The 25933-nt window shown below is 67.2% G+C and carries 24 protein-coding genes; 16 read left to right on the top strand and 8 right to left on the bottom strand.

Annotated features, from left to right (window positions below; all coding sequences use genetic code 11):
• Positions 1-63: 63 nt before the first annotated feature.
• Entirely contained in the window at positions 64-2868 is a 2805-nt protein-coding gene (locus C1933_RS13860; protein ID WP_108753723.1) for a TonB-dependent receptor, read from the bottom strand.
• A gap of 553 nt (positions 2869-3421) precedes the next feature.
• On the opposite strand from C1933_RS13860, the gene apbC reads away from it, so the two are divergent.
• Together apbC and dcd are read left to right on the top strand one after the other, a co-directional pair.
• Positions 3422-4276 carry an iron-sulfur cluster carrier protein ApbC gene (gene apbC, locus C1933_RS13855; protein ID WP_108753722.1) on the top strand — a complete coding sequence of 285 codons (855 nt, stop codon included), beginning with the start codon at positions 3422-3424 and terminating at the stop codon, positions 4274-4276.
• A 76-nt stretch (positions 4277-4352) separates the two neighbouring features.
• Positions 4353-4925, top strand: a complete 573-nt coding sequence (gene dcd, locus C1933_RS13850; RefSeq protein WP_108750257.1) for a dCTP deaminase — start codon at positions 4353-4355, stop codon at positions 4923-4925.
• A gap of 64 nt (positions 4926-4989) precedes the next feature.
• On the opposite strand, the gene C1933_RS20265 is transcribed toward dcd, so the two are convergent.
• Genes C1933_RS20265 through C1933_RS13840 form a run of 3 tightly spaced genes read right to left on the bottom strand, consistent with a single transcriptional unit; the run spans position 4990 to position 6263 of the window.
• Positions 4990-5157: a DUF5668 domain-containing protein gene (locus tag C1933_RS20265; RefSeq protein WP_005410498.1), complete on the bottom strand. Its 168-nt coding sequence runs from the start codon at positions 5155-5157 to the stop codon at positions 4990-4992.
• Positions 5158-5172: 15 nt separating this feature from the next.
• Positions 5173-5595, bottom strand: a complete 423-nt coding sequence (locus C1933_RS13845) for an HIT family protein (RefSeq protein ID WP_108750256.1) — start codon at positions 5593-5595, stop codon at positions 5173-5175.
• Positions 5592-6263: a dienelactone hydrolase family protein gene (locus C1933_RS13840; RefSeq protein ID WP_108753721.1), complete on the bottom strand. Its 672-nt coding sequence runs from the start codon at positions 6261-6263 to the stop codon at positions 5592-5594. Before C1933_RS13840 ends, C1933_RS13845 begins: the two co-directional genes overlap by 4 nt.
• A gap of 204 nt (positions 6264-6467) precedes the next feature.
• Here C1933_RS13840 and rimO point away from each other — a divergent pair, with 204 nt between their 5' ends.
• Both rimO and C1933_RS13830 read left to right on the top strand, forming a co-directional pair.
• On the top strand, positions 6468-7829 hold the full coding sequence (rimO, locus tag C1933_RS13835; RefSeq protein WP_108753720.1) for a 30S ribosomal protein S12 methylthiotransferase RimO: 1362 nt from the start codon (positions 6468-6470) through the stop codon (positions 7827-7829).
• An 8-nt stretch (positions 7830-7837) separates the two neighbouring features.
• Positions 7838-8650 (top strand): DUF3025 domain-containing protein, encoded by an 813-nt coding sequence (locus C1933_RS13830; RefSeq protein ID WP_108753719.1) that lies wholly within the window; start codon positions 7838-7840, stop codon positions 8648-8650.
• A gap of 79 nt (positions 8651-8729) precedes the next feature.
• On the opposite strand, the gene greB is transcribed toward C1933_RS13830, so the two are convergent.
• Together greB and C1933_RS13820 are read right to left on the bottom strand one after the other, a co-directional pair.
• Complete coding sequence (gene greB, locus C1933_RS13825) at positions 8730-9236, bottom strand: transcription elongation factor GreB (RefSeq protein ID WP_108753718.1); 507 nt, start codon at positions 9234-9236, stop codon at positions 8730-8732.
• A 120-nt stretch (positions 9237-9356) separates the two neighbouring features.
• Entirely contained in the window at positions 9357-10862 is a 1506-nt protein-coding gene (locus C1933_RS13820) for a helicase HerA-like domain-containing protein (RefSeq protein ID WP_108753717.1), read from the bottom strand.
• 123 nt (positions 10863-10985) lie between these two features.
• On the opposite strand from C1933_RS13820, the gene C1933_RS13815 reads away from it, so the two are divergent.
• Together C1933_RS13815 and C1933_RS13810 are read left to right on the top strand one after the other, a co-directional pair.
• Complete coding sequence (locus tag C1933_RS13815) at positions 10986-12596, top strand: transglycosylase SLT domain-containing protein (RefSeq protein ID WP_108753716.1); 1611 nt, start codon at positions 10986-10988, stop codon at positions 12594-12596.
• A 20-nt stretch (positions 12597-12616) separates the two neighbouring features.
• Positions 12617-12964 (top strand): ribonuclease E inhibitor RraB, encoded by a 348-nt coding sequence (locus tag C1933_RS13810; protein WP_108753715.1) that lies wholly within the window; start codon positions 12617-12619, stop codon positions 12962-12964.
• A 139-nt stretch (positions 12965-13103) separates the two neighbouring features.
• On the opposite strand, the gene asd is transcribed toward C1933_RS13810, so the two are convergent.
• On the bottom strand, positions 13104-13946 hold the full coding sequence (asd, locus tag C1933_RS13805) for an archaetidylserine decarboxylase (RefSeq protein WP_108753714.1): 843 nt from the start codon (positions 13944-13946) through the stop codon (positions 13104-13106).
• Positions 13943-14593, bottom strand: coding sequence for an SCO family protein (locus C1933_RS13800; protein ID WP_108750247.1), 651 nt, complete (start codon positions 14591-14593; stop codon positions 13943-13945). Before C1933_RS13800 ends, asd begins: the two co-directional genes overlap by 4 nt.
• A gap of 122 nt (positions 14594-14715) precedes the next feature.
• Here C1933_RS13800 and prmB point away from each other — a divergent pair, with 122 nt between their 5' ends.
• The 10 genes from prmB (at position 14716) to C1933_RS13750 (ending at position 25869) form a co-directional block, all read left to right on the top strand.
• The gene (gene prmB, locus C1933_RS13795; protein WP_108754847.1) at positions 14716-15645 is read left to right on the top strand and encodes a 50S ribosomal protein L3 N(5)-glutamine methyltransferase; all 930 of its coding nucleotides are present in this window, start codon (positions 14716-14718) and stop codon (positions 15643-15645) included.
• A complete protein-coding gene (gene aroC / locus C1933_RS13790) occupies positions 15642-16745 on the top strand; it encodes a chorismate synthase (protein ID WP_108753713.1) in 1104 nt (367 codons plus the stop codon). The genes prmB and aroC overlap by 4 nt, the downstream gene beginning before the upstream one ends.
• On the top strand, positions 16738-17775 hold the full coding sequence (locus C1933_RS13785; protein ID WP_108753712.1) for a D-glycerate dehydrogenase: 1038 nt from the start codon (positions 16738-16740) through the stop codon (positions 17773-17775). Before aroC ends, C1933_RS13785 begins: the two co-directional genes overlap by 8 nt.
• Positions 17776-17866: 91 nt before the next feature.
• The gene (locus C1933_RS13780) at positions 17867-18895 is read left to right on the top strand and encodes an aspartate-semialdehyde dehydrogenase (protein ID WP_108753711.1); all 1029 of its coding nucleotides are present in this window, start codon (positions 17867-17869) and stop codon (positions 18893-18895) included.
• A gap of 291 nt (positions 18896-19186) precedes the next feature.
• Positions 19187-21157 carry a FimV/HubP family polar landmark protein gene (locus tag C1933_RS13775; protein ID WP_108753710.1) on the top strand — a complete coding sequence of 657 codons (1971 nt, stop codon included), beginning with the start codon at positions 19187-19189 and terminating at the stop codon, positions 21155-21157.
• 21 nt (positions 21158-21178) lie between these two features.
• Positions 21179-21538 (top strand): VOC family protein, encoded by a 360-nt coding sequence (locus C1933_RS13770; RefSeq protein WP_108754846.1) that lies wholly within the window; start codon positions 21179-21181, stop codon positions 21536-21538.
• A 32-nt stretch (positions 21539-21570) separates the two neighbouring features.
• Positions 21571-22341 (top strand): tRNA pseudouridine(38-40) synthase TruA, encoded by a 771-nt coding sequence (truA, locus tag C1933_RS13765; RefSeq protein WP_108753709.1) that lies wholly within the window; start codon positions 21571-21573, stop codon positions 22339-22341.
• Positions 22338-22994, top strand: a complete 657-nt coding sequence (locus C1933_RS13760; protein WP_108750241.1) for a phosphoribosylanthranilate isomerase — start codon at positions 22338-22340, stop codon at positions 22992-22994. The genes truA and C1933_RS13760 overlap by 4 nt, the downstream gene beginning before the upstream one ends.
• A 185-nt stretch (positions 22995-23179) precedes the next feature.
• The gene (locus C1933_RS13755; protein WP_108753708.1) at positions 23180-23854 is read left to right on the top strand and encodes an OB-fold-containig protein; all 675 of its coding nucleotides are present in this window, start codon (positions 23180-23182) and stop codon (positions 23852-23854) included.
• The gene (locus tag C1933_RS13750) at positions 23851-25869 is read left to right on the top strand and encodes a hypothetical protein (protein ID WP_108753707.1); all 2019 of its coding nucleotides are present in this window, start codon (positions 23851-23853) and stop codon (positions 25867-25869) included. Before C1933_RS13755 ends, C1933_RS13750 begins: the two co-directional genes overlap by 4 nt.
• Positions 25870-25933 lie beyond the last annotated feature (64 nt).

The raw sequence follows: 25933 nt of genomic DNA, 5'->3' as shown, positions 1-25933 counted from the left end.
CCGCCAGGCAAAAAAAAGACCCCGCCGAAGCGGGGTCTCCAGTCAACGCGTTGTGGGTGTGGCTTACTTCGCGCCGAAGTCGTACTTGGCCTGCACGTAGATCGCACGCCCGTAGGCGCTGTACAGGTAGTTGTTGTACGGCTGGCCGCTGGTGCCGGCGTAGCTGTAACGCTGGTTGTCAGGCAGCTTGTTGAACACGTTGTTGACCATCAGCGACAGGGTCAGGTTGTCCATCGCGCGGTAGTTCACGCTCAGGTTGTAGGTGGTGTAGGAACCCCACTTGCCAGCCTTGTAGCCCGAGCTGTGCACGTAGTCGTAGCCGTTGCCCGCGTAGGCCATGTAGTTCGGCGTCTTGCCGATGTAGTTGGCATACAGGGTGGTGGTCCACTTGTCCTTGGCCCAGGCGATCGAGCCATCGGCGCGCACCTTGGCGTAGGAATCGTAGACCCACATCGCGTACGGGTCGCGCAGCAGGTCCAGGTACTCGTCGCCCGGCTGCGGCTGCAGTTCGCGCTTGAGCATGTTGGTGTAGTTGCCCGAGAACTGCAGCGAGCCGAAGCGACCCACGTCCTGCACGTACTTGAAGCTGGCCGTCAGCGCCTGCAGGTTCTGCCGGGCGACGTTCATCTTCGGCGTGTAGATCTCATCCAGCACGCCCGAGGCATCGCGGGTGATCCAGTCGCTCACGTTCTGGCAGCTGGCCGAGGTGTTGTTGGTCTGGCCGTTGCGGCAGTAGTACTCCGCCAGCAGCAACTGGTCGGAGCTGAGGGTGTTGACCTCGTTCTCGATCTTCCAGTTGTAGTAGTCCAGCGACACCGACAGGTTGTTGATCGGTGCCCAGACCACGCCCGCGTTCCAGACGTCGGCGGTGATCGGTTCCAGGTCCGGGTTGCCGGACTGGGTGCCGAACACCGACACGCTGTCGTACGGGCAGCCGGTGGTGTCGACCGGGTTGAAGCCCAGCTGACCGCAGCGGTAGTAGTCGGTCGAACCGTTGGCGTAGTAGCCGCTCACGCCCTGGAAGGCGTCGGACAGGGTCGGCGCGCGGAAGGCGGTGCCGTACTTGCCGCGGAACAGCAGGCTCTCGATCGGACGGAACTCAAGGCCCACGCTGTAGGTGGCCTTGTCGATGGTGTTGCCACCGATCTTGAAGGCGTCATAGCGGCCCGAGCCGGTCACGGTGAGCGAGTCGAGCAGCGGCAGGCGCAGTTCGCTGGTCACCGCGTAGCTGCTGCGGTGGCCGGCGCCGGACACCGCCGTGGTGCCCCACACGCTGCCATCGACCAGGCGGGCATCGGGGGTGTAATCCCAACCTTCGCTGCCGCCTTCCACCACCACCGCGAAGCCGGCATCACCGCCGGGCAGGCTGAACAGCGAGCCGTTGGTGACCTGTGCGCGCAGCAGGTTCTGCCAGGTGCGGCTCTGGCTGTAGGTGTAGCCGGTGAAGCTCTGGAAATCACCCGACGGCAGCGGCGAGTAGAACGCATCCCAGTCCGGGCTGTAGATGTTGTAGCCCGTGCTGGTGGTGCCCAGCACCGGACCCAGCACACGGTTTTCGAAGTAGTCGTTGATCGGGTCGGCCCAGCGTACGAAGTTGCGCTCGGTCAGCTTGTACTCGCCACGGGTGAAGCTGGCGCTGTAATCCCAGTTGCCCGCCGTACCACGACCGCCCAGGGTGACCTGGTAGGCCTTGTTGCGGTCGGTGTTCATGATGTCGCGGTAGCCGGCGCCGCCGATGTCCTCCGGCGCGAACACGCGCTGCAGGTTCATGTACTGGCCGCTGTCCTGGTCGTAGAAGCGACCCCAGCCGGAGGACGTGCCCCACCAGGTGTAGCTGGAACCGGTGGCGTACTTCACTTCTTCCAGGCTGTACAGCGCATCGCCGAACAGCTGGAAGTTGTCAGTCACATCGAAGGTGGCCGAGCTGTAGATCTGCCCGCTTTCCTTGCCGTTCTTGATGGTCTTGTAGCCGGTGCCGTAGACCGAGCCGCAGGCCTGGCCGGTGGGGCGGGTGCCCAGCACGGTGGTGCCACCGAACTGGCCCGCCACGTCGGCGCACAGGTCCGGGTCCATCATCGCGTAGCGGTTGCCGTTGGCCGGCAGCAGCACCAGGAAATCGTTGGACACGTACTGCGGGCTGTAACCATCGGGGTTGTTGACCTTGGTCAGGTCACGCTGGTAACCCCAGATCGGGCTGGTCTTTTCGTACTGCACGTTCACCAGCGCGTTGAAGCGGTCATCCTTGGAATTGAAGCCGCGCGCCGCGCTGAAGCGGAAGCTGTTGCCGCCGCCTTCGCTGTAGGCACCACCGCGCACGCTCACCGTGCCGCCGTCCATGCGTTCCTTCAGGATGATGTTGACCACACCGGCAATGGCGTCCGAACCGTACAGCGAGGACTGGCCGCCGGGCAGGATCTCGATGCGCTCGACGATGTCGATCGGGATGCCGCTGATGTTGTTGAACGTATCGCTGCCGTTGTACAGCGCCGGATACGAAAGCATCGGGCGGCCGTTGATCAGGTACTTGGTGTAGCCCGGGCTGAGGCCGAACATGCCAGCCGCTTCAGCACCCTGGGTGAACGAGGCCGAGGTCTGGCCGCCCTGCAGGCCGCCGGTGGACAGCGAGGACTGCTGCAGCACATCGGCCACGCTGGTGAAGCCGCGGGTCTGGATGTCTTCGGCAGTGACCGTCAGGACCGGGGTGTGGTTCTCGATCTCGGTCTGCGGAATCAGCGAGCCGGTAACCGTCACGCGGTCCAGCTGGGTGGTGGCGCCGTCCTGCGCCGCGGCGGCGCCGCTGGCCAGCAGGGTGCCGATCAGGGCGAGAGTCAGTGGGTGACGCGAAAACGCATTGCGGTGGCTGTGCATGAAGGATCCCCATCGAAACAGATCAAGGCGGTGTCATCCGTGACGGCTTTATGTTGCGTTCAGTTGCTTTCCATTCATTTCGACCGTAACACGGCTTTAACGTGATCAACACATCGTTGTCACGACCGTGGAGAGCAGGTGGGCTGAAAACGGTTTATTAATCAATGGCTAACCGGATTGTTTTGAAATGTGTCAGTTTGTTGCGCTGCGAAAACGCCTGTTTCAATGTCGATATAAATTAGTAATTTCAACAACTTGAAACGAAATTGCTGCGGTGCGCCATTGCCGTTTACAACTGGGATTTGATCGCGGCCTGTATCTCAGTCATGGGGCGGAATCGATCGCTGTGGCGAACCTCGGGTGGCCGAATGGGACATCTGGCGCTGGAAGGCGAGCGCTACCGCTCGCGCGCGGCGCGATGCCGTCAAGACTTGAGTGTCTGCGCCGGTCTGTGGCACAAGCGCGCGCCCACCGGCAGATGCCGACGTCCGGCCGGTTTTCGCCCAGCTTGTATGATGGCGGGCTCTTGAATCAGATCTCTTCGGAGCCCGCAGTGAACAGTTCGACCCGCCGTCCCCACGCCAGCCAGGTCCAGAAGGGCCTGACCCCGCATGCGCGCGTGCGCAACGTGATCGCGGTGGGCTCGGGCAAGGGCGGGGTGGGCAAGTCCACGACCTCGGTGAACCTGGCGGTGGCCCTGCAGCAGCTGGGCGCGCGGGTAGGTGTGCTCGATGCCGATATCTATGGCCCCAGCGTGCCGGCCATGCTCGGCCTGTCCGGTCGCCCGGAAAGCCCGGACAACAAGAGCATCGAACCGATGCGCGCGTTCGGCGTGGACACCATGTCGATCGGCTACCTGGTGGAAGACGAGACGCCGCTGATCATGCGCGCGCCGCGTGCCACTGCAGCGCTCACCCAGCTGTTCGAGGACACGCTGTGGGATGACCTGGATTACCTGTTGATCGACCTGCCGCCGGGCACCGGCGACATCCAGCTGACCCTGGTGCAGAAGATTCCGCTGGCCGGTGCGGTGATCGTCACCACCCCCCAGGACATCGCCACGCTGGATGCGAAGAAGGCACTGAAGATGTTCGAGAAGGTCGAGGTGCCGGTGCTGGGCGTGGTCGAGAACATGGCCGTGCACACCTGCAGCAACTGCGGGCATGTGGAGCACCTGTTCGGTGAAGGCGGCGGCGAGCGCATGGCCGCGCAGTACGGCGTGCCGCTGCTCGGCTCGCTGCCGTTGCAGATCGATATCCGCGAACAGGGCGATGCCGGTACGCCGATCACCGCCGCACAGCCCGATTCGGCCACCGCCCAGGCCTACCGCCAGGCCGCGCAGCGGCTGATCGAGGAAGTGGGCAAGCGTCCGCGCGGTGCCATTCCGATCCTGTCTTCGCTGCTGTGACCGCCGCGGCAGCGCCCCACCGGGCGCGCCCGGCCCCCTGCTAGAATCCCCGCGCCCCTCGCACCCAGGACAAAGCATGAGCATCAAGAGTGACCGTTGGATCCGCCGCATGTCCGAGCAGCACGGCATGATCGAGCCCTTCGAGGCCGGGCAGGTGAAGCAGGCCAACGGCGAGCGCATCGTCAGCTACGGTACGTCCAGCTACGGCTACGACGTGCGCTGCTCGCGCGAGTTCAAAGTGTTCACCAACATCAACTCCACCATCGTCGATCCCAAGCACTTCGACCCGGGCAGCTTCGTGGACATCGTCGGCGATGAGTGCATCATTCCGCCCAACAGCTTCGCGCTGGCGCGCACCGTCGAATACTTCCGCATTCCGCGCGACACCCTGGTGGTGTGCCTGGGCAAGAGCACCTACGCGCGCTGCGGCATCATCGTCAACGTGACCCCGCTGGAGCCGGAATGGGAAGGGCACGTGACCCTTGAATTCAGCAACACCACGCCGTTGCCGGCGCGCATCTATGCCAATGAAGGCGTGGCGCAGATGCTGTTCTTCCAGGCCGCTGCCGATGACGTCTGCGAGACATCCTACAAGGACCGTGGTGGCAAGTACCAGGGCCAGACCGGCGTGACCCTGCCGCGTACCTGAGCCGTCATGGAGCCGAGCATGGCTCGGCTCTACACGGGCAAGGGCGGCGCTTGCGCCGCCCTTCTTATTTGCCGCGCCCGAACAGCATGGCGATGCCCACGCCCACCAGCGCCACCGGCCACCAGGTCAGCAGCAGCTTGGACAGGTTCAGATGCGTCCAGCCCAGGTTGCTGGCAAGCATGAACAGGCCGATCAGGATCAGCAGGATGGCGGCGACGAGGTTGAATCGCATCGGGTCGGCACTGTCTCAGGAGTGGGCCGGATATCCTAGCCGTTCCTTCCAGTAGGCGACATGCTGGTCCAGTGCCGCCGGGTCATAGCGGTGGGCCGGGCCGCTGCCCCAGACCGGGCCGGGCCAGGCCGGATCACCGTCGTGGCGGCCGATCACATGGAAATGCAGCTGGCGCACGATGTTGCCCAGCGCGCCGATGTTGATCTTCTCCACCCCGTCCGAGCCCTTCAGGGCCTTGCAGGCGCGGTTGAGTTCGGTGCGCAGCTTGTCCTGCTGCTCGCCGTCCAGCTCGATCCACTCGGTCACCCCGGCCAGGCGCGGTACCAGCACCAGCCAGGGGAAGCGCTCATCGTTCATCAACCGCACTTGCGACAACGGGCCTTCGGCGACCAGCACGCTGTCGGTGGCCAGGCGTGTATCCAGTTCGAACTCGCTCATCCAAGATGCTCCGTGAAGAAGTCCAGGGTGCGTTGCAGCGCCAGGGCGGCGCTGTCTGGATCATACGCATGTCCGACGTCGCGGTTGAAGGCGTGGTCGGCCGGATAGACGTAAGTGGGCATCTGCGGCAGTTTTTCGCGGTGGGCCTGCACCGCCTCCGGCGGAATGCTCTTGTCCTGCGCGCCGAAGTGGAAGATCACCGGGGCCTTGGGTGTTTCGTCCAGGTAGTTCACGTTGCGGCCGCCGTAGTAGCTCACCGAGGGCAGGCCCAGGCGCATGGCCGCCAGCAGGGCCACGCTGCCGCCCCAGCAGTAGCCGACCGTGCCGACCTTGCCGTACGGGGCCAGCCGGGTGGCGGCGGCGCGTACCACTTCCAGGGCCTTTTCCATGCCCAGCGTATTCACCCGTTCCAGCCCGTCCTTCACGCCTTCGGCGGTGTAGGGCAGGGCATCGGTGTCGGCCTCGGCGCCATCGACCAGATCGAAGAACGACGGCGCCAGCACTGCATAGCCCTCAGCGGCGAAGCGTTCGGCCACGCTGCGAATATGCGGGTTGGCGCCGAAGATCTCCTGCACCATCACCAGGCCGGCGCGGGGCTTGCCCTCGGGCAGTGCCTGCCAGGCGCGAACCGGGCCGTGGTGCGTATCCAGAGTGATCCATTCGGACATCGTCGGGAACCTCGTTGCAGGGGACAGGCCTGCATTGTCGGTGCTGGCCGGGTTAGCGGCGCGTCAGCGGCTGTGCCCGATCAGGCGGCTGGCCGTTCAGGCGCAGGCGCCAACCCCGGTATACTGGCGCCCTTTCAGGCCCCGGCCCCCAGGTCCCCCTGCCATGCCGGCAGGGGCCCAGGCCCCCAGAGTCCCGCGATTTCCATGTCCCAGCTGAACCCCAAAGTCGGCTTCGTCAGCCTTGGCTGCCCGAAGGCCCTTGTCGATTCCGAGCGCATCCTCACCCAGCTCCGCTCGGAAGGCTACGACATTGTTCCGTCCTACGATTCGGCCGACGTGGTGGTGGTCAACACCTGCGGCTTCATCGATTCGGCGGTGACCGAATCGCTGGATGCGATCGGCGAGGCCATGAACCAGAACGGCAAGGTGATCGTCACCGGCTGCTTGGGCAAGCGCCCGGAGCAGATCCGCGAGGCCTACCCGAACGTCCTGGCGGTCTCTGGCCCGCAGGACTACCAGAGCGTGATGGAAGCGGTGCATGAAGCGCTGCCGCCCAAGCACGACCCGTTCGTGGACCTGGTGCCCGACTACGGCATCAAGCTGACCCCGCGCCACTACGCCTACCTGAAGATTTCCGAAGGCTGCAACCACCACTGCAGCTTCTGCATTATCCCCTCGATGCGCGGCAAGCTGGTCTCGCGCCCGGTCGATGACGTGCTGCGCGAAGCCGAGCGGCTGGTGCGCGGCGGGGTGAAGGAACTGCTGGTGGTTTCGCAGGACACCTCGGCCTACGGCGTGGACGTGAAGTACGCCGAAAAAATGTGGCGCAACAAGGCCTACCAGACCCGCCTGAAGGCGCTGTGCGAAGGCCTGTCCGAGCTGGATGCGTGGGTGCGCATGCACTACGTCTACCCGTACCCGCACGTGGACGAGGTGGTGCCGCTGATGGCCGAGAACCGCATCCTGCCGTACCTGGACATCCCGTTCCAGCACGCCAGCCCGCGCATCCTGCGCCTGATGAAGCGCCCCGGTGCGGTCGAAAAGACCCTGGAGCGCGTGCAGAACTGGCGCCGCATCGCCCCGGACATCACCGTGCGTTCGACCTTCATCGTCGGCTTCCCCGGCGAGACCGAGGCCGAGTTCGAAGAGCTGCTCTCGTTCCTGGACGAGGCGCAGCTGGACCGCGTGGGTGCCTTCGCCTATTCGCCGGTGGAAGGTGCCACGGCCAACGCTCTGCCGGACCCGGTGCCGGAAGAAGTGAAGCAGGAGCGCCTGGCGCGCTTCATGGAAAAGCAGGCGCAGATTTCCGCTTCGCGCCTGGAAGCCAAGATCGGCACCGTGCAGCAGTGCCTGGTCGATGCCATCGAAGGCGATATCGCCGTGGCCCGTTCCCGCGCCGATGCGCCGGAAATTGACGGCCTGGTGCATATCCAGAACGCCGACCAGGTGGCGCTGCGCGTGGGCGAGTTCGTCGACGTGGAGATCACCGAAAGCGACGACCACGATCTGTACGGCGACGCGCTGCCGCCGAGCACGCGCCCGGCGTTCGACCTCAAGGTTCTGTGACAACAGCGATGGCCGACGCCGGCCATCGACGCTTCGTGCCGCCGCCGCGTGCGGCGGTGGCGGCAGTGGTCTTCCAGCACCCGCTGTATGCCGGCCTGGCAGCTTTCGCTGATCTGCTGGCCGCATCTGGTTGGTCCAGCGTGCCTGCGCTGGATGCGCGCCTGGCAGTGCCGGGCCTGCGGCTGGTGGAACAGGACGCCGCGCTGCTGGCCGATGGCCTGCACTATGAGACCCGCATTGCCCAGGGCCGCCTCGCCACGCGTGCGGAGAACTGGCATGACCTGTTCAACGCCCTGGTCTGGGCCAGCCAGCGGCCGTTGAAGCGTGTACTTAATCGCCAGCAGTGCCGGCACATCGCCGCGATGGCACCCGGCCAGCGCAACCGCGCGCAGGCCGCGCTGACCCAGTTCGATGAAACCGGCGTGGTGGTGCGGGTGCGCGACCCAGAGCTGCTTGCTGCGTGGGACGCGCATGACTGGTCGGCACTGTTCGCGCCCGCACCCTGGAAAGAGGGCGCTATCGCGGTGGCGACCGTGTTTGGCCATGCGCTGATGGAGCAGGCGCTGCTGCCCGGGCGGCGACTGGTGGGCAAGTGTCTGGTGGTGCGCGGCGATGAAGACACCGCCTGCATCGAAGCGGTGGTGCAGGCCGTCGAACAGGGCCAGGCGCTGACAGATCCATTGCAGCTGCGGCCGCTGCCGCTGGCCGGAATTCCCGGCTGGCACGGCGTGCAGGACGCCGCCTTCTACGCCGATGCCGACTACTTCCGCCCGTTGCGCGAAGGTCGCCAGTACCCGCCGCCGCTGCACATCGCCGGGTAGAGTCGACTGTCAGTCGACTGCTCTTCCTGCAATCTGCGAAAGCCCCGCGCTGCGCGCGGTAGTCGACTGACAGTCGACTCTACCGGGCCGGGTATTCAACCCCGATCACCGCGAACGTGAACTGCCCGCCGGGCAGCTCCACCGAAAACTCATCGTCGATGCGCTTCTTCAGCAACGCCCGCGCCAGCGGCGAATCAATGCTGATCCAGCCCAGTCCGGCATCGGTCTCGTCCGGGCCGACGATGCGATAGCGGCTGGTCTGCCCGCTGTCCACGTTCTCCAGCTCCACCCAGGCGCCGAAGAACACCGCCTGCGGGTCGGTCGGGGTGATGTCCACCACGCGCAGTGCGTCCAGGCGCTTGGTCAGGTAGCGCACCCGGCGGTCGATCTCGCCCAGCTGCTTCTTGCGGTAGGTGTATTCGGCGTTCTCGGAACGATCGCCCTCGGCGGCCGCGGCGGCCAGCGCCTTCACCACCTCGGGGCGGCGCACGCGCCACAGCTCATCCAGTTCGGCTTTCAGCCGGGCATGGCCGGCGGCGGTGATCAGGGCCGTGCTTTTTTCTGCGGGGGGACGCCAACGGGACATGCAATACAGATTCTTGTCAGGAGTAAGGAATGGGGTCGGAGCCCTCCCTGGCGGGAGGGATCCGACCCCGGGGTCAGATCCCTTTCCCACGGAAAGGGCTCCGACCCCGGCAGCGAACGCTCAGCGCTTGCCGCCGAAGATGCCGCCCAGCAGCCCGCGCACGATCTGGTTGCCCAGCTTGGTGCCCACGGTGCGGGTGGTCTGCTTGGCCATGGTTTCAATCATGCCCTGGCGGCGTTTGGTGCCGAAGATCGCATCCTTGATCGCCTGGCCGAAGCCGCCTTCCTGCGCCTCGTCCTGTTCGCGGCTGCGTGCGGCCGGGGCCTCGGCCTTCGCCACCGCCTTCTGCGCGCGCTGGGCCAGCAGTTCGGCGGCCGATTCGCGGTTCATCGCCGTGTCGTAGCGGGTGCCCACCGGGCTGCCGGCGCGCACCTGCGCGCGTTCGGCTTCGGTTACCGGCCCCATCCGGCAGCGCGGAGGGGCGATCATGGTCTGCTGCACCGGCATCGGTACGCCCTTGTCCTGCAGCGTGGACACCAGCGCCTCGCCGGTGCCGAGCTGGCCCAGCGCCTTGGCCACGTCCAGCTTCGGGTTCGGCACGAAGGTTTCGGCGGCGGTCTTCACCGCCTTCTGGTCGCGCGGGGTGAACGCGCGCAGCGCGTGCTGCACGCGGTTGCCCAGCTGGCCCAGGATGTTGGCCGGCACGTCGTCGGGGAACTGCGAGCAGAAGTACACGCCCACGCCCTTGGAGCGGATCAGCCGCACCACCTGTTCGATGCGCTGCACCAGCGAGGCCGGCGCGTCGTCGAACAGCAGGTGCGCCTCGTCGAAGATGAAGACCAGCTTGGGCTTTTCCAGGTCGCCCACTTCGGGCAGCTGTTCGAACAGCTCGGACAGCAGCCACAGCAGGAAGGTGGAATACAGCTTGGGCTTGAGCACCAGCTGGTCGGCGGCGAGGATGCCGATCACCCCGCGCCCGTCGTGATTGACCCGCATGATGTCAGCCAGCTCCAGCGCCGGCTCACCGAAGAAGCCTTCGCCGCCGTCCTGCGCCAGGCGCAGCAGCGCGCGCTGGATGGCCGCGATCGATTGCGCGCTGACCAGGCCGTACTCGGTGGAAATGTCCTTGCGCTCCTCGGCCACCAGGGCCAGCAGGGCGCGCAGGTCGTCCATGTCCAGCAGCAGCAGGCCGCGGTCGTCGGCCAGCTTGAACACGATGTCCAGCACGCCGGACTGGGTGTCGTTCAATTCCAGGATGCGCGCCAGCAGGGTCGGGCCCATTTCGCTGACGGTGGTGCGTACCGGGTGTCCCAGCTTGCCGTACAGGTCCCAGAACACGGTGGGACTGCCTTCCGGGGCGTAGTCGGCCACGCCGATCTGCGCGGCGCGCTGCAGCAGGCTGTCGCTGCCCGTGCCGGGCACCGCCAGGCCGGAGACATCGCCCTTCACATCGGCCAGGAACACCGGCACCCCGCGCCGCGAGAAGCCCTCGGCCAGGGTCATCAGGGTCACGGTCTTGCCGGTGCCGGTGGCGCCGGCCACCAGGCCGTGGCGGTTGCCCAGTTTCGGCAGCAGGGTAACGGCCACATCGTCGGTCATGCCTTTGCCGAGCAGAATCGGATCCATGGTCCAGCCCTTGTGGTGAATGCGGTCAATGTTAACCGGCGGCGGCAGCCGGTCGCCGGCCGGGTTGCCCGGACCTTGGCGGCACCGCTACTCTGCCTGCCTGTTTCGCACACAGTGCCACCAATGCCCGTTCCTGTCCTGATTTCCCGCACCTGGCCGCTGCTGGCCCTGGTTGGCCTGGTTTCCCTGGCGCCCGACGCCCATGCGCAGCGGGTGTCGGCGCGGGACAAGGTGAAAGTGGACGCGCTGCAGCAGCGCATGGCCGCGGCCGAGAAGCGCTATGGCGACGCCCTGCTGCTGGTGGCCAATGCCGATCCCAAGGGCAGCAACGAGGCCGATGCCGCGCTGGAGGACATGGAAGATGTCATCAGCGAATGCGTGAAGCAGAAGGGCTGCCAGATGGGCAGCATGCTGGCCACCTACAAGCGCCTGCTGAAGCGCGATGCCGACGCCGCCAGCGACGAAGACGCCACCGCCGATGCCGGCGACCGCCTGGAGGCCGACCCGGACCACGTCGGCCCGCTGGCCGCCGATGTGCCCGAGGCGGCGCGCGCGGCCGCCCTGCTGAACGACAAGCGCCATGCCTTCGACAACATGGTCGAATACAACCCGGCCGTGCAGGCCGGCATCCGCCGCTGGCTGACCGACATGCGGCCGGCGCTGATGACCACCTACGAGAACTACCAGAACCTGCGCGCGGTGATGTGGCCGGAATGGGAAAAGCGTGGCCTGCCCGAGGCCCTGCTGTTCGGCATCATGGCCAAGGAATCCAATGGCCGCGTGCACGCCTCTTCGCGTGCCGGTGCGGCCGGGCTGATGCAGTTCATGCCGGCCACCGGCCGCCGCTTCGGCCTGGGCCCGGATGGCACCGGCTTCGACACCCGCTTCGACGCACGCAGCGCGGCCGAAGCCAGCGCCACCTACATCAACGAGCGCATGCGTGAACTGAACAACAGCGTTGAGCTGTCGCTGGCCGGTTACAACGGCGGTGAAGGCCGCGCCGCACGCGTGGCCCGCGAAAACCCGGGGCAGAGCTTCTGGGTGGACCGCGTCTACAACCAGTTCCCGGGGGAAACCAAGGACTACGTGCCGATGGTGATCGCCGCGGCGTGGATCTACCTGCACCCGCAGCAGTACGGCGTGGAATTCCCGAAGATCAACGCGCAGCCGGCCACGGTGCGGCTGGCCCGTTCGACCACCATCTATGAACTGACCATCTGCCTGGGCAGCCACGGCACCCGCGATGGCTACATGCGCGCGCTGCGCAACCTCAACCCGCGCTACGAGGCCGACGGCTGGATTCCGGCCGGCACCCTCATCAATGCCACCACGCGCATCGCCAGCCTGTACCAGCGCAACTGCGTCAGCGGCCCGCGCGCGGACCTGGCGCGTACGCTCATCACTGCCGATCTGAACGCGGCCATCGTGCGCCCCAGCGCGACCACCTACACCGGCAGCGTCGCGGTGGGTGGGCTCGTGCCGGTGGCCGATCCGAACGCGGCCAGCCCGGTGGCCACGACCCCGAGCGCGCCGGTGGCCGCACCGCGTCCGGCCACCGCGCCGCGCGCCAAGCCGGCACGCAGCTACAAGGTCGGCAAGGGCGAGACCCTGGGTCGCATTGCAGCCAAGTTCCAGTGCGACGTGCCGGTGCTGGCGCGCGCCAATGGCCTGAAAGCCCCTTCCTACAGCCTGCGCCAGGGCCAGACCCTGAAGCTGCAGGGCTGCGACAAGTAACTGCCCGGAGACCCCACCGCATGGACCTGCAAGCCACCCGCGACCTGTTCGAGAACCTGCGCGAGAACACCGACTGGGATCTCAGCGTGCCCCTGCTGTGGGGCTACTACTTCGTGCATTCCACCCCCGAGCGCCTGCAGGCGCTGGCAGCCAGCCTGCAGGAGCAGGGCTATACGGTGGTGGACCAGTTCGAGCAGGAGCCGGAAGAGGGCGATGCGCCCTTCCACGTGCTGCACGTCGAGCGCGTCGAGGTGCACGACGAAGCCTCGCTGGACCTGCGCAACCAGGAGCTGGCCGCACTGGCCAGCCAGCTGGGCGTTGAAGACTACGACGGCGTGGACGTCGGCCCGGCCCCGACCCTCCAGTAGCGTCGAGCAAGCTCGACTGCCTTGCCTCGGGTTTTGTAGAGTCGAGCTTGCTCGACTGCCTTGGCATGGCGCCAGTCGAGCAAGCTCGACTCTACGACGGCATTCCCGGCATGCCGGGAATCCCAGACGCCCACCACCCTCAGCGCAGCGTCGCCAGCGCCTGTCCCAGCTGCACCGGGCTTTCCGCGCCCAGCTGCGGGGCGAACTCGGCCACGCCCGGCGGCAGCAGCACGATCACCGTCGAGCCGTAGTTGAAGCGCGCCATCTCGGCGAAGCGCTCCAGCACGATGCCCTGGCCGCGGTAATCCTTGCGGGTGATGCGATCGCCGTAGGCGGGAATCTCTTCACCACTCCAGACCGTTTCCACGCCCGACACCAGCAGCGCGCCGACCATCACGCTCACCATCGGGCCGAAGCTGGTGTCGAAATGGCAGACCAGGCGTTCGTTGCGGGCAAACAGGCGCGGCACGCCGTTCACCGCCGCCGGGCCCACGCTGAACAGTCGGCCCGGCACGTGCACGGTTTCGCGCAGGGTGCCGGTCCAGGGCATGTGCACGCGGTGGTAATCGCGCGGCGACAGGTACACCGTGGCGAACAAGCCGTCGTTGTACGGCTTGGCATCTTCCGTGCTGCCCAGCAGTTCGGCGGCAGTGAACGACTGGCCCTTGGCCTGGAAAATGCGGCCGGCCTCGATCTTCCCCAGCTGGCTGATGCGGCCGTCGGCGGGCATCACCAGGCGGCGCGGATCGGCATCGGCCACGCGCGCGCCCGGCTTCAGCGCACGGGTGAAGAACTGGTTGAACGTGGCGTAGCTGCGCGGGTCGGGGTTGGCCGCTTCGTCCAGGTTGACGTCGAACTTGCGGGTGACCGTGTCGATCAACCAGCGCGACACGCGCGGATCGTCCGAGTACGCCAGCGAGCGTGCCATCGAAGACAGCAGGCGGTGGGGCAGGGCATACGTCAGGGCGGTGGTCAGGCTCATGGGGCGGATTTCTCGGTCAGCTTCTGCAGGTCGCGGGCAATGGCCGGCGCGTTGAACGGGGGGCGCACCAGGCCGGCAAGGCGGCCCTGCGGGTCAAGCACGGCCAGGCTGGCCGAATGCTCGACGGTGTAATCCTCGGGGTTTTCGTCGAAATGCTTGCCCGGCACCTTCTGGAACACGAAGCCCAGCGAGGTGGCAAAGCGCTCCAGCGAGGGAATGTCGGCGCTGGCGGCCAGGGTGTCCTTGTGGAACCCGTGCACGTACTCACCCAGGCGGGTGGCGTTGTCGCGGTCCGGGTCGACCGAGACGAACAGCACGCGCGGGCGCAGCGTGTCCGGCAGGTTCTCCCACTGGTTCTGCGCGCCGGCCAGCTCGGCCAGGGTGGTCGGGCACACGTCCGGGCAGAACGTGAAGCCCAGGAACACCAGCGTCCAGTGGCCCTTCAACTCGCCCGGAATCAGGCGGGTGCCATCGGACTGGGCCAGGTTGAAGTCGGGCAGGGGGCGGGCCTGCGGGTACAGGGTGATCGCCTCGGTGGCCGGCTGGTTGGCCGCCGGCTTCGGCGCGAACACCTGCTGCGCGGCCAGCAGGCCCAGGCCCGCGGCCAGGGCGATCAGCAGGATGATGCCGACGTTGCGATTGAACATGGGGGCTCCCGCGCGAAGTGGGCCCCATCATACCGGCTGTGGCCGGATCGTTTCCGTCGCAACGGATGCCGGCGCAGGCCGCAAGCCCTATAATCGTGGGCCACTTTGCCCGCAGTACCGCCATGACCGCTGAAACGGCCGCCGAACTCCACACGATCATCGACCTGATCCGCTACGGCACCAGCCGTTTCAACGCCGCGGGCCTGACCTTCGGGCACAGCTACGACAACGCCCTGGACGAGGCCACCCAGCTGGTGCTGCACAGCCTGCACCTGCCGCACGATCTCGGCCCGGCCTACGGCCAGGCGCGCCTGCTGCAGGAAGAAAAGCTGCGCGTGCTGGAGCTGTTCCAGCGCCGCATCGACGAACGCATCCCCGCCGCCTACCTGACTGGCGAGGCCTGGTTTGCCGGGCTCAGCTTCAAGAGCGACAAGCGCGCGCTGGTGCCGCGCTCGCCCATCGCCGAGCTGATCGAGTGCGGCTTCGAACCGTGGCTGGCCGGCCGCGATGTCAGCCGCGCGCTGGACCTGTGCACCGGTTCGGGCTGCATCGCCATCGCCATGGGCCACTACTACCCGAACTGGGAAGTGGACGGCGTCGACCTGAGCGATGACGCGCTGTCGCTGGCCGAAGAGAACAAGGAACGCCTGCAGGCGCACAACGTCACCCTGCTGAAGTCGGACCTGTTCAACGGCCTGACCGGCCGTCACTACGACCTGATCGTCACCAACCCGCCGTACGTCACCAACGACGAGACCGATGCCCTGCCGCAGGAATACTCCTACGAGCCGGAAATGGGCCTGCGTGCCGGCGACGATGGCCTGGACCTGGTGCTGAAGATCCTGCGCGACGCCCCGCTGCACCTGAGCGAAGACGGCCTGCTGATCTGCGAAGTGGGCGAATCCGAACAGCACCTGATCAAGCTGCTGCCGGAAGTCGATTTCGCCTGGATCGAATTCAAGGTCGGCCAGATGGGCATCTTCGCGGTCGAATGCCGCGAGCTGATCGCCCACAGCGCCCGCATCACCGAACTGGCGGCGCAGCGCCCGTGAGCTCCAATTCGTTCGGCAAGCTGTTCACCGTCACCACGTTCGGCGAATCGCACGGGCCGGCCATCGGCTGCGTGATCGATGGCTGTCCGCCGGGGCTGGCGCTGGATGCGGCCGAATTCGCCCACGACCTGCAGCGCCGTGCCACCGGCAAGAGCCGGCACACCTCGGCGCGGCGCGAGGCCGACGAGGTCGAGATCCTGTCCGGCGTGTACCAGGGCCTGACCACCGGTACCCCCATTGCGCTGCTGATCCGCAACACCGACCAGCGCAGCAAGGATTACGCCAACATCGGCCAGCAGTTCCGGCCGGGCCATGCCGATTACAGCTACTGGCACAAGTACGGTATCCGCGATCCGCGCGGTGGTGGCCGCTCCTCCGCGCGCGAAACCACCATGCGCGTGGCCGCCGGCGTGGTCGCCAAGAAGTGGCTGGCCGAGCGCTTCGGGGTGACCGTGCGTGGCTACCTGTCGCAGCTGGGCGAGATCCGTCCGGCCGGTTTCGACTGGTCGGCGGTTGAAGACAACCCGTTCTTCTGGCCGCACGCCGAACAGGTGCCGCAGCTGGAGGCGTACATGGATGCGCTGCGCAAGTCCGGTGATTCGGTCGGTGCGCGCGTGGACGTAGTGGCCGACAACGTGCCGCCGGGCTGGGGTGAACCCATCTACGGCAAGCTCGATGGCGACCTGGCCGCCGCGCTGATGAGCATCAACGCGGTCAAGGGCGTGGAAATCGGCGACGGTTTCGCCAGCGCCGCGCAGAAGGGCACCGAACACCGTGATCTGCTGACCCCGCAGGGCTTTGCCAGCAACCATGCCGGCGGCATCCTCGGCGGCATTTCCACCGGCCAGCCGGTGGTCGCCTCCATCGTGCTGAAGCCCACCTCCAGCCTGCGCCTGCCGGGTCCGTCGCTGGATACCGAAGGCAATGTGGTGGAAGTGGTCACCACCGGCCGTCACGACCCCTGCGTCGGCATCCGCGCCACCCCCATCGCCGAGGCCATGATGGCCCTGGTGCTGATGGACCAGGCACTGCGCCACCGTGCCCAGTGTGGCGACGTCGGTACCATCACCCCGCGCATTCCCGGGCAGATCGATGGCTGATACGCGGCCGACGGTATGGGTGAGCCAGCCGCTGATCGACGCGGCCATCGCGCCGCTGCGCGATCGCGTGCGGCTGCTCGCCACCGAAACCGTCACCGCCTGGTCGCCGCAGCAGATCACCGAACGACTGGCCTCGGTCGACGGCGCCATCATCACCCTCAACGAGCGCATCGGCGCGGCCCAGGTGGCCGATGCCGCGCAGCTGCAGGTGATCGCCAACGTCGGCGTGGGCTACAACAATCTGGATGTCGACGCGCTGAGCGCGGCCGGCATCCTCGCCAGCAACACCCCGGACGTGCTCACCGAGACCACGGCCGACCTCGGTTTCGCCCTGCTGATGGCCACCGCGCGCCGCATCACCGAATCCGAACGCTGGCTGCGCGAAGGGCAGTGGGGGCAGTGGTCGTTCCAGACCATGCTCGGCGCCGACATCCATGGCAGCACGCTGGGCATCCTCGGCATGGGCCGCATCGGCCAGGGCGTGGCCCGCCGCGGCGCGCTCGGGTTCGGCATGAAGGTGCTGTACCACAACCGTTCGCGCCTGCCGGCCGAGACCGAAGCCGCGCTCGGCGCGACCTATGTCGACCTGGACACGCTGCTGGCGCAGTCCGATCACCTGGTCACCGTGCTGCCCTACACCCCGGCTTCGCACCACATCATCGATGCGGCGGCGCTGGCGAAGATGAAGCCCTCGGCCACGCTGGTGAACATCGCCCGCGGCGGCATCGTTGATGAACTGGCCCTGGTCGATGCCCTGGCCAACGGCCGCCTGGCCGCCGCCGGCCTGGATGTCTACGAAGGCGAACCGAAGGTGCGCCCGGAACTGCTGGCGCTGCGCAACGTGGTGCTGACCCCGCATATCGGCAGCGCCTCGCTGGGCACGCGTACGGCCATGGTGCAGCTGGCCGTGGACAACCTGCTGGCCGGCCTCGGCCTGGCCGGCGAAGCGGCGCGCATGCCGAGCGCGATCAATGCCGACGCGGCCCTCGCCGCGCGTGCCGCGCTGGGCAAAAAAACCGGGAAACGATAGGGAACCTCTGCGCGCCCCGCCTGAGGAGGTTCCCCGAACCCAGCTGTCGTGCGTGAGTTTTCCCCCTTCCCGTTTTCGTGAGAGTTCCCCCATGAGCAATGCACAACGCAGCTTCCACGTCGCCATCGTCGGTGCCACCGGCGCCGTCGGCGAAACCATGCTGGCCATCCTGGCCGAGCGCAACTTCCCGGTCGGTACCCTGAGCCTGCTCGCCTCCGAGCGCTCGGCCGGCGGCGAAGTCGAGTTCGAAGGCCAGAAGGTGAAGATCCAGGACCTGGCGGCCTTCGATCCCAGCGGCGTGGAAATCGCCCTGTTCTCGGCCGGTGGCAGCGTGTCCAAGGAATACGCGCCGAAGTTCGCCGCGGCCGGTGCGGTGGTGATCGACAACTCCTCGGCCTTCCGTTACGACGATGACGTGCCGCTGGTGGTGTCCGAGGTCAACCCCGACCAGGTCGGCAACCGTCCGCGCGGCATCATCGCCAACCCGAACTGCTCGACCATGCAGATGCTGGTGGCACTGGCGCCGCTGCACCGCAAGTACGGCATCGAGCGCATCAACGTGTCCACCTACCAGTCGGTGTCCGGCGGCGGCCGTTCGGCGATGGAAGAGCTGGGCAAGCAGACCGGGCAGCTGCTGAGCTTCCAGGAGATCGATCCGCAGCGCTTCCCGGTGCAGATCGCCTTCAACCTGATCCCGCACATCGACGACTTCCAGGACAATGGCTTCACCAAGGAAGAGATGAAGCTGGTCTGGGAAACCCGCAAGATCCTCGGCGACGAGAGCATCCTGGTGAACCCGACCGCCGTGCGCGTGCCGGTGTTCTACGGCCACTCCGAATCGGTGGCGATCGAAACCCGCGACAAGGTGACCGTGGCCGAAGCGCGCGCGCTGCTGGAACAGTCGCCGGGCGTGGAAGTGGTCGACCGCCATGAAGCCGGCGGCTACCCGACCCCGGTCACCCATGCCTCGGGCACCGACGCGGTGTACGTCGGCCGCATCCGCGAAGACCTGTCGCACCCGCGCGGCCTGAACCTGTGGATCGTATCGGACAACGTGCGCAAGGGCGCCGCCCTGAACGCCGTGCAGCTGGCCGAGCTGGTCGCCGCCGAACAGCGCTGATACCCGCTGTCCTGTAGAGCCGGGCCACGCCCGGCTGCTTCTGCCCTTCGTAGAGTCGAGCTTGCTCGACTGCTTCTGCCGTTCGTAGAGTCGAGCTTGCTCGACTGCTTCGAAGGCAGTCGAGCAAGCTCGACTCTACGGGGCATCGCCGCCACCCGATGAGCGGGTGTCGCCCCACACGGTCGGTGCGGTCCGCCCCACACGGTCGGTGCGGTCCGCCCCAACCGGTGGGTGCGGTCCGCACAAATCGGTGGGTGCGGACCTTGGTCCGCACGTTTTATAGTGTCGCCCATGAACACACGGGCCAAGGGCGCGCGCCGCCCGCTCACCTATCTTTCCGCAGCGCTGCTGGCCCTGGCCAGCAGTTCGGCCATGGCCCTGGGACTGGGCGACATCCGCGTGCTGTCGCGCCCCGGCCAGCCCTTGCTGGCCGAGATCCCCGTCGTATCGGCCGATCCCTCCGAACTGGAAAACCTGCGGGTGGCGCTGGCCTCGCCGGTCACCTTCGAACGCGTGGGCCTGCAACGGCCGACCGGGTTGGTCAGTGAACTGCAGTTCGAACTGACCACCAATGCGCAGGGCAGGGCAGTGGTGCGGGTGACCTCGCAGACCCCGGTCGAGACCCCATCGCTGAGTTTCCTGATCGAAGCCGACTGGGGCCAAGGGCGCCTGGTGCGCGAATACTCGGCCCTGGTGGATGCGCCGGCCAGTGCCCTGGCCGTGGCCGAACCGGAAATCGTGGCGCCGGCCGGCATGTTGCCGGACACCATCGTCCGCGACGCCCCGGCACCCACACCGCCTGCCGCTGCACCGTCTGCGCCGTCGACGCCCGCCAAGGCACCCACCCGTGCAACGGCCGCGGCGGCACCGCGCGCCGCGGCGCCGGCCGCCAATGGCAGTGTGACCGTGCAGCACGGCCAGACCCTTTCGCAGATTGCCGACGCGGTCGCGCGTGGCAACCAGGTCAGCCGTGACCGGGCGATGATCGCCCTGCTGCGCGCCAACCCCGAAGCCTTCATCCGCGGCAACGCCAACCTGCTCAAGCAGGGCGCGGTGCTGCGGGTGCCGGACCAGGCCGCGCTGGCAGCCGTCGATGCGGCCGAAGCGGCGGCCATGCTGCGCGAACACGCGGCACAGTGGCGGCAGGCACGCACCGTGCCGCAGCCGGCCGGCGCGCCGGCGGCGGTCGCCACTACCGCATCGGCTGCACCGGCGCCCGCCACCGGGGCGCGTCTTGAGATTGCTCCAGCGCTGGCGGCCGACGCCGCCCACGCGGGCACAACCACCGGCACCGCTGCCGGCAGCGAGGGTGACATGCTGGGCAATGAACAACTGCGACAGGCCAAGGAAGACATCGCCACCCGCGATGCCGAGATCGGCGAGCTGAAGCAGCGCGTGGCCGAACTGGAAAAGCTGAAGGACCAGCAGCAATCGCTGATCGCCCTGAAGGACAACGACCTGGCCGCTGCGCAGCAACGCCTGGAACAGCCGGCGGGCGCAACCAGTGCAGGCACCCCGTGGTACTGGCTGGGGCTGCCGTTGCTGCTGCTCATTGCAGGTGCGGCCTGGCTGATGCGCCGGCGCAAGCCTTCGCCCCTGCCGCCGCTGCGCGATGAGAGCGATGCGGCCGCCCTGGCCGCAGCGGTACCGGCCGGTGCGGCGCTGGACACCCTGGCCGAACAGTCGGCGTGGGCGTCGCCGGCGTCTGGCGATGCCCGCCAGGAGCCGGCGATGCCGGAATGGGCGATCGCGGCCGACACCCACCAGGACGCGGAGGACACCGCCTCCGAGCAGTCCGACGCGACCGCCACGCTTGAGGACACCGAAAGCGAACTGCCGGCCGCCGTGGCCACGCCGCCGCAATGGGATGCGCTGGAACCGGAACCGGAAGCACAAGCCGAGGCCGCGCGGCTCGATGCGGCCCCGGCGGAGACCGCAGCCGTGGACGTACCCGACTACGCCCTGCACGCCGAACAGCAGCCGCAGTTCCGCGGCGTGTTCGACCTGCCGGCCGAGCCGCACGAAGACCCTGCCGTCGCAGGGGCCGATGCCGCTGACGCCGCCGAGGAAGTGCCGGTTGCCGCACAGCCCGATGCACACGACTGGGCACCGCGCCCCGGCCAGGAGCGGCTGGAACTGGCCATCGCCTATCTTGACCTGGGCGACGCGCAGACCGCGCGCACCCTGTTGCAGGAAGTGGCCGAGCAGGGCGATGTGCACTGCCAGGCGCAGGCACGCGAACTGCTGGCACGCTTGGATTGATTCCCCATGACGGACAGTGCCATGACCCGCGAACGCCGCATCGACTACGTTGAATTCGCCTCCAGCGATCCCGCCGCCAGCCGTGCGTTCTTCGAAGCGGTATTCGGCTGGTCGTTCGTCGATTACGGCAGTGATTACACCGCGTTCGATGATGGCCGCCTGCAGGGCGGCTTCTTCCGCGCAACGCCGCAGCAGGCCAGCACCGGCGCGCCGCTGCTGGTGCTCTACGCCGACCAGTTGCTGCCGGTGCAGAGCGCGGTCCAGCAGGCCGGTGGCCGCATCGTGCGCGAGGTGTTCTCGTTCCCGGGTGGCAGCCGCTTCCAGTTCATCGAACCGGGTGGCAACGAACTGGCGGTCTGGTCCGAACGCGATCCGGCCTGACCGCACCCCCCAAGGCAAGATCGAGGTAGCACATGCGTTACGCGCTTGGCGTCGAATATGACGGCAGCGATTTCAGGGGCTGGCAGAACCTGGGCGAAGGCGGTCCCAGCGTGCAGGCCAGCCTGGAACAGGCCCTGTCATCGGTTGCCGATGCGCCGCTGCAGGTGGTCTGTGCCGGGCGTACCGACGCCGGCGTACACGGCCAGTGCCAGGTCGTCCATTTCGATACCGATGTCGTGCGCGACCCGCGCGCGTGGATGCTGGGCACCACCACCCGTCTGCCGCGGTCCATCGCGGTGCGCTGGTGCGTACCGGTGGCCGACGATTTCCACGCCCGCTTTTCAGCGCGGGCACGGCGTTACCGCTACCGCCTGCTGAACCGCGAGGTGCGCCCCGCGCTGGACCGGCAGACCCTGAGCTGGGAGCGGCGCGCGCTGGATGCCGGCCTGATGCACCAGGCCGGCCAGGCCCTGCTGGGCGAGAACGACTTCAGCGCCTTCCGTTCGGTGCAGTGCCAGGCCCTGCATGCGCGGCGCGAGCTGCAGTCGCTGCAGGTCAGCCGCCACGGCGAGGTGATCGAGGTAGCGGTACAGGGCAATGCATTCCTTCATCACATGGTTCGCAATATCGTCGGTTCGCTGATCCTGGTCGGCAGCGGCGAAAAACCAGTGGAATGGATCGCCGAACTGCTGGCTGGACGCGACCGCACCGTGGCCGGGCCCACCGCTCCCCCGCAGGGACTGGTGTTCCTGGGGCCACTGTACCCCGACAACTGGCACCTGCCCGCCGAGGTCACTCTATGAGCCGCTCGTACTACCGCACCCGCATCAAGTTCTGTGGCATGACCCGCGCCGGCGACGTGCGCCTGGCCGGTGAACTGGGCGTCGATGCGGTGGGGTTCATCTTCGCCCGTGAAAGCAGCCGCCGCGTGGCCCCGGCCGAAGCCCGGGCGATGCGCCAGGCGATCGCACCGATGGTCGATGTGGTGGCCCTGTTCCGCAACAACAGCAAGGAAGAGGTGCGCGAGGTGCTGCGCACCGTGCGACCGACCCTGCTGCAGTTCCACGGCGAGGAAGACGAAAGCTTCTGCCGCAGCTTCAACATGCCCTATCTGAAGGCCATTGCCATGGGCGGTCGTGAGGAGGTCAACGCTCGCACACTGCAACTGCGTTACCCCAGTGCGGCCGGCTTCCTGTTCGACAGCCATGCGCCCGGTGGCGGCGGCGGCACCGGCGTGGCCTTCGACTGGGCGCGCATCCCCACCGGCCTGCACCGTCCGTTCCTGCTGGCCGGCGGCCTGACCCCGGACAACGTGAAGGAAGCCGTGCTGGCCACCCTGCCGTGGGGGGTGGACGTATCCAGCGGCATCGAAGTCGAGCCGGGCATCAAGGACGGCTACAAGATGCGTACCTTCGTGGAAGAAGTCCGCAGCGCCGACTGCACCGTGCTGGATTGACCGCCACGGGGCGGGGGCGGCCGCAACGGCCGCTGCCCCGCGTCTTCACATTTGTCCCTGCACGTCCTCTTCACATAGGATAAAAGGGAACGCTGCGGCCATGAGGGCCGCGGCGGGGATCGACGGGGCCGCCACCGGCGGTGTCCGAACGGGCGTATTGCGCCCACAGCCCTGGAAGGCAAACGATGCAGGAGTTCCTGACCGTAGTGTTCGGTTACCCGACCCTGCCGTACAGCGTGGTGCTGTCGGTGGCGCTGGTGTATTGGGGCCTTGCCGCCTTTGGCCTGGTCGATGACGGATTTGGCGATCTCGGCGCCGATGGCGCGCTCGACGGTGGCACCGATCTGCACGGCCTGTCGGCCCTGCTGCAGCGCTTCGGCCTGGGCGGGGTACCGGTCATGGTGGTGGTCACTATGCTTGCCCTGTTCGGCTGGGTGCTGACTTATTTCTTCCATCTCTATCTGCTGCTGCCGCTGCCGGACCTGCTGCGCTGGTCCATCGGCACCGGCGTCGCCCTGCTGGCACCGCTGCCGGCGGTGCCACTCACCGCCCTGCTGCTGCGCCCGATCCGCCGCTTCCTGCTGCGCCTGCGCCCGGTGCCGCAGGCCTCGCTGCTGGGCCGCATCGGCGTGGTCGCCTCGCCCAAGGTGGACGCACGCAACGGCCACGCCACCGTCGATGACGGCGGTGCCGGGCTGATCCTGCAGGTGCGCAGCGACATCGAACTGCAGCGTGGCGAGCGCATCGTGCTGGTCGAGCACGTGGCCGAACAGCATTACTACCGGGTGGTCCGCGCCGATGCGGTCGCCCTCGATTTCCAGGACAACCTGCTTCCGGGCAACAAGGAGAATCACCCATGAGTTTCAGTGGCGCGGCCCCGTTCCTGATCATCCTGATCACCGTCGTGGTGGGCCTGCTTGGCCTGGCGGGTCTGTTCAAGGCGTTCTACCGCAAGGTTGACCAGGGCGTGGCCCTGATCGTCAACGACATGAGCTCCACGCCCAAGGTGCACTTCACCGGCGCGCTCATCATTCCAGTGCTGTACCGCGCCGAGCTGATGCGCATCAGCCTGATCACCCTGCAGATCGACCGCCGGGGCAAGGAAGGCCTGATCTGCCGCGACAACATGCGCGCCGATATCGCCGTGGCCTTCTACCTGCGGGTAAACGAGACCCAGGCTGACGTGCTGCGGGTGGCCAAGGCCATCGGCGCCGACCGTGCCTCGGACAAGCACGCGGTGGACGAACTGTTCAACGCCAAGTTCTCCGAAGCGCTGAAGACGGTCGGCAAGAAGTTCGACTTCACCGAACTGTTCGAAAAGCGCCAGGAATTCCGCGACGAGATCATCGCGGTGATCGGCAACGATCTGAACGGCTATGTGCTGGAAGACGTGGCCATCGACTACCTGGAGCAGACTCCGAAGGCGCTGCTGGACCAGTTCAACATCCTCGACGCGCAGGGCATCCGCAAGATCACCGAGCTGACTGCCGCGCAGAACGTGGTGACCAACGAGCTGGAGCAGAACGAGAAGCTGGCCATCACCAAGAAGAACGTGGAAGCGCGCGAAGCACTGCTGGCCCTGGAACGCCAGCAGGCCGAGGCCGAGGCGCGGCAGAAGCGCGAGATCGAAACCATCCGCGCCCGCGAGGAAGCCGAGACGGCCAAGGTGCAGGAAGAGCAGCGCCAGCTGTCCGAGAACGCGCGTATCGAAGCACAGCAGCTGATCGAGATCCGCGACCAGAACCGCCTGCGCGAAGTGGAAGTGGCCGAGCAGAACCGCCAGCGCGCAGTGGCCATCGAAGCCGAGCGCGTGGAGCGCGCCCGCCAGCTGGAGCAGGTCACCACCGACCGCGAAGTGCAGCTGCAGGGCGTGGAGCGTGACAAGGTGGTCGAGCAGGGCAAGATGGACGTGGCCAACATCACCCGCGAACGCATCTCCATCGACAAGACCGTGGCCCAGGAAGAAGAACGCATCAAGGAAGTGCGCGAAGTCTCCGAAGCCGACCGCCAGAAGCAGGTGCTGATCCTGGAAGCCGAAGCCAAGGCGCAGGAAGCGCTGGTGCGCGAAGTGAAGGAAGCGCAGGCGCGCGAAACCGCCTCCAAGCACCGTGCGGTGGAACTGACCACCCTGGCCCAGGCCGAGCACGAAGCGGCAGGCAAGCAGGCCGAAGCCAAGCGCCTGCTGGCCGATGCGTTCCGCGCCGAACAGGCCGCGCCGGGCCTGGCCGAAGCGCAGGTACGTGAAGCCTCGGCGCTGGCCATCGAGAAGGTCGGCATTGCCGAGGCCCGCGTGATCGAAGCCAAGGCCGATGCCACCCTGAAGCAGGGCAGCAACGAGGCGCGCGTGCTGGCCGAGACGCTGCAGGCACAGGCGCAGGGCGAAGAGAAGATGGGCCTGGCCCGTGCCACCGCCACCGAATCGCTGGGCAACGCCGAAGCCGGCGTGGTGCAGAAGAAGCTGCTGGCCGAGGCCGAAGGCCTGGTGCGCAAGTTCGAAGCCATCGCCTCGCTCAGCGACCAGGCACGTGGCCACGAAGAGTTCCGCATGATGCTGGACAACAGCCTGAAGCAGGCACTGGCGTCGATCGAGGCAGGCAAGGAAGTCTCGCGCGAGAACGCCAACGTCATCGCCAGCGCCCTGCGCAACGCCGACATCGATCTGGTTGGCGGCGACGGCGGCATGTTCGAAAACCTGGTCAAGGCCGTTTCGCTCGGCAAGTCGATCGAAGGTTTTGCCGGCAAGAGCCCGATCGTGCAGGAGCTGATGCAGCGCTACCTGGGCGTGGCCGTGGCCGAACCGGCAGCGCGGCAGATCGCCGAGGACGCCGACGCGGTGCCGACCGTGTCGGCCACCGTGGTCGACAGCGCCCGTTGATGCACCGTGCGGTGGCCGTCATGGCCACCGCACGTCCACGACGGCCGCCGCAGCGGCCGTCCAT

It is taken from the genome of Stenotrophomonas sp. ZAC14D2_NAIMI4_6 (assembly GCF_003086875.1).
Taxonomy (GTDB): Bacteria; Pseudomonadota; Gammaproteobacteria; order Xanthomonadales; family Xanthomonadaceae; genus Stenotrophomonas.
This window is presented reverse-complemented; position numbering and strand designations above follow the sequence as displayed.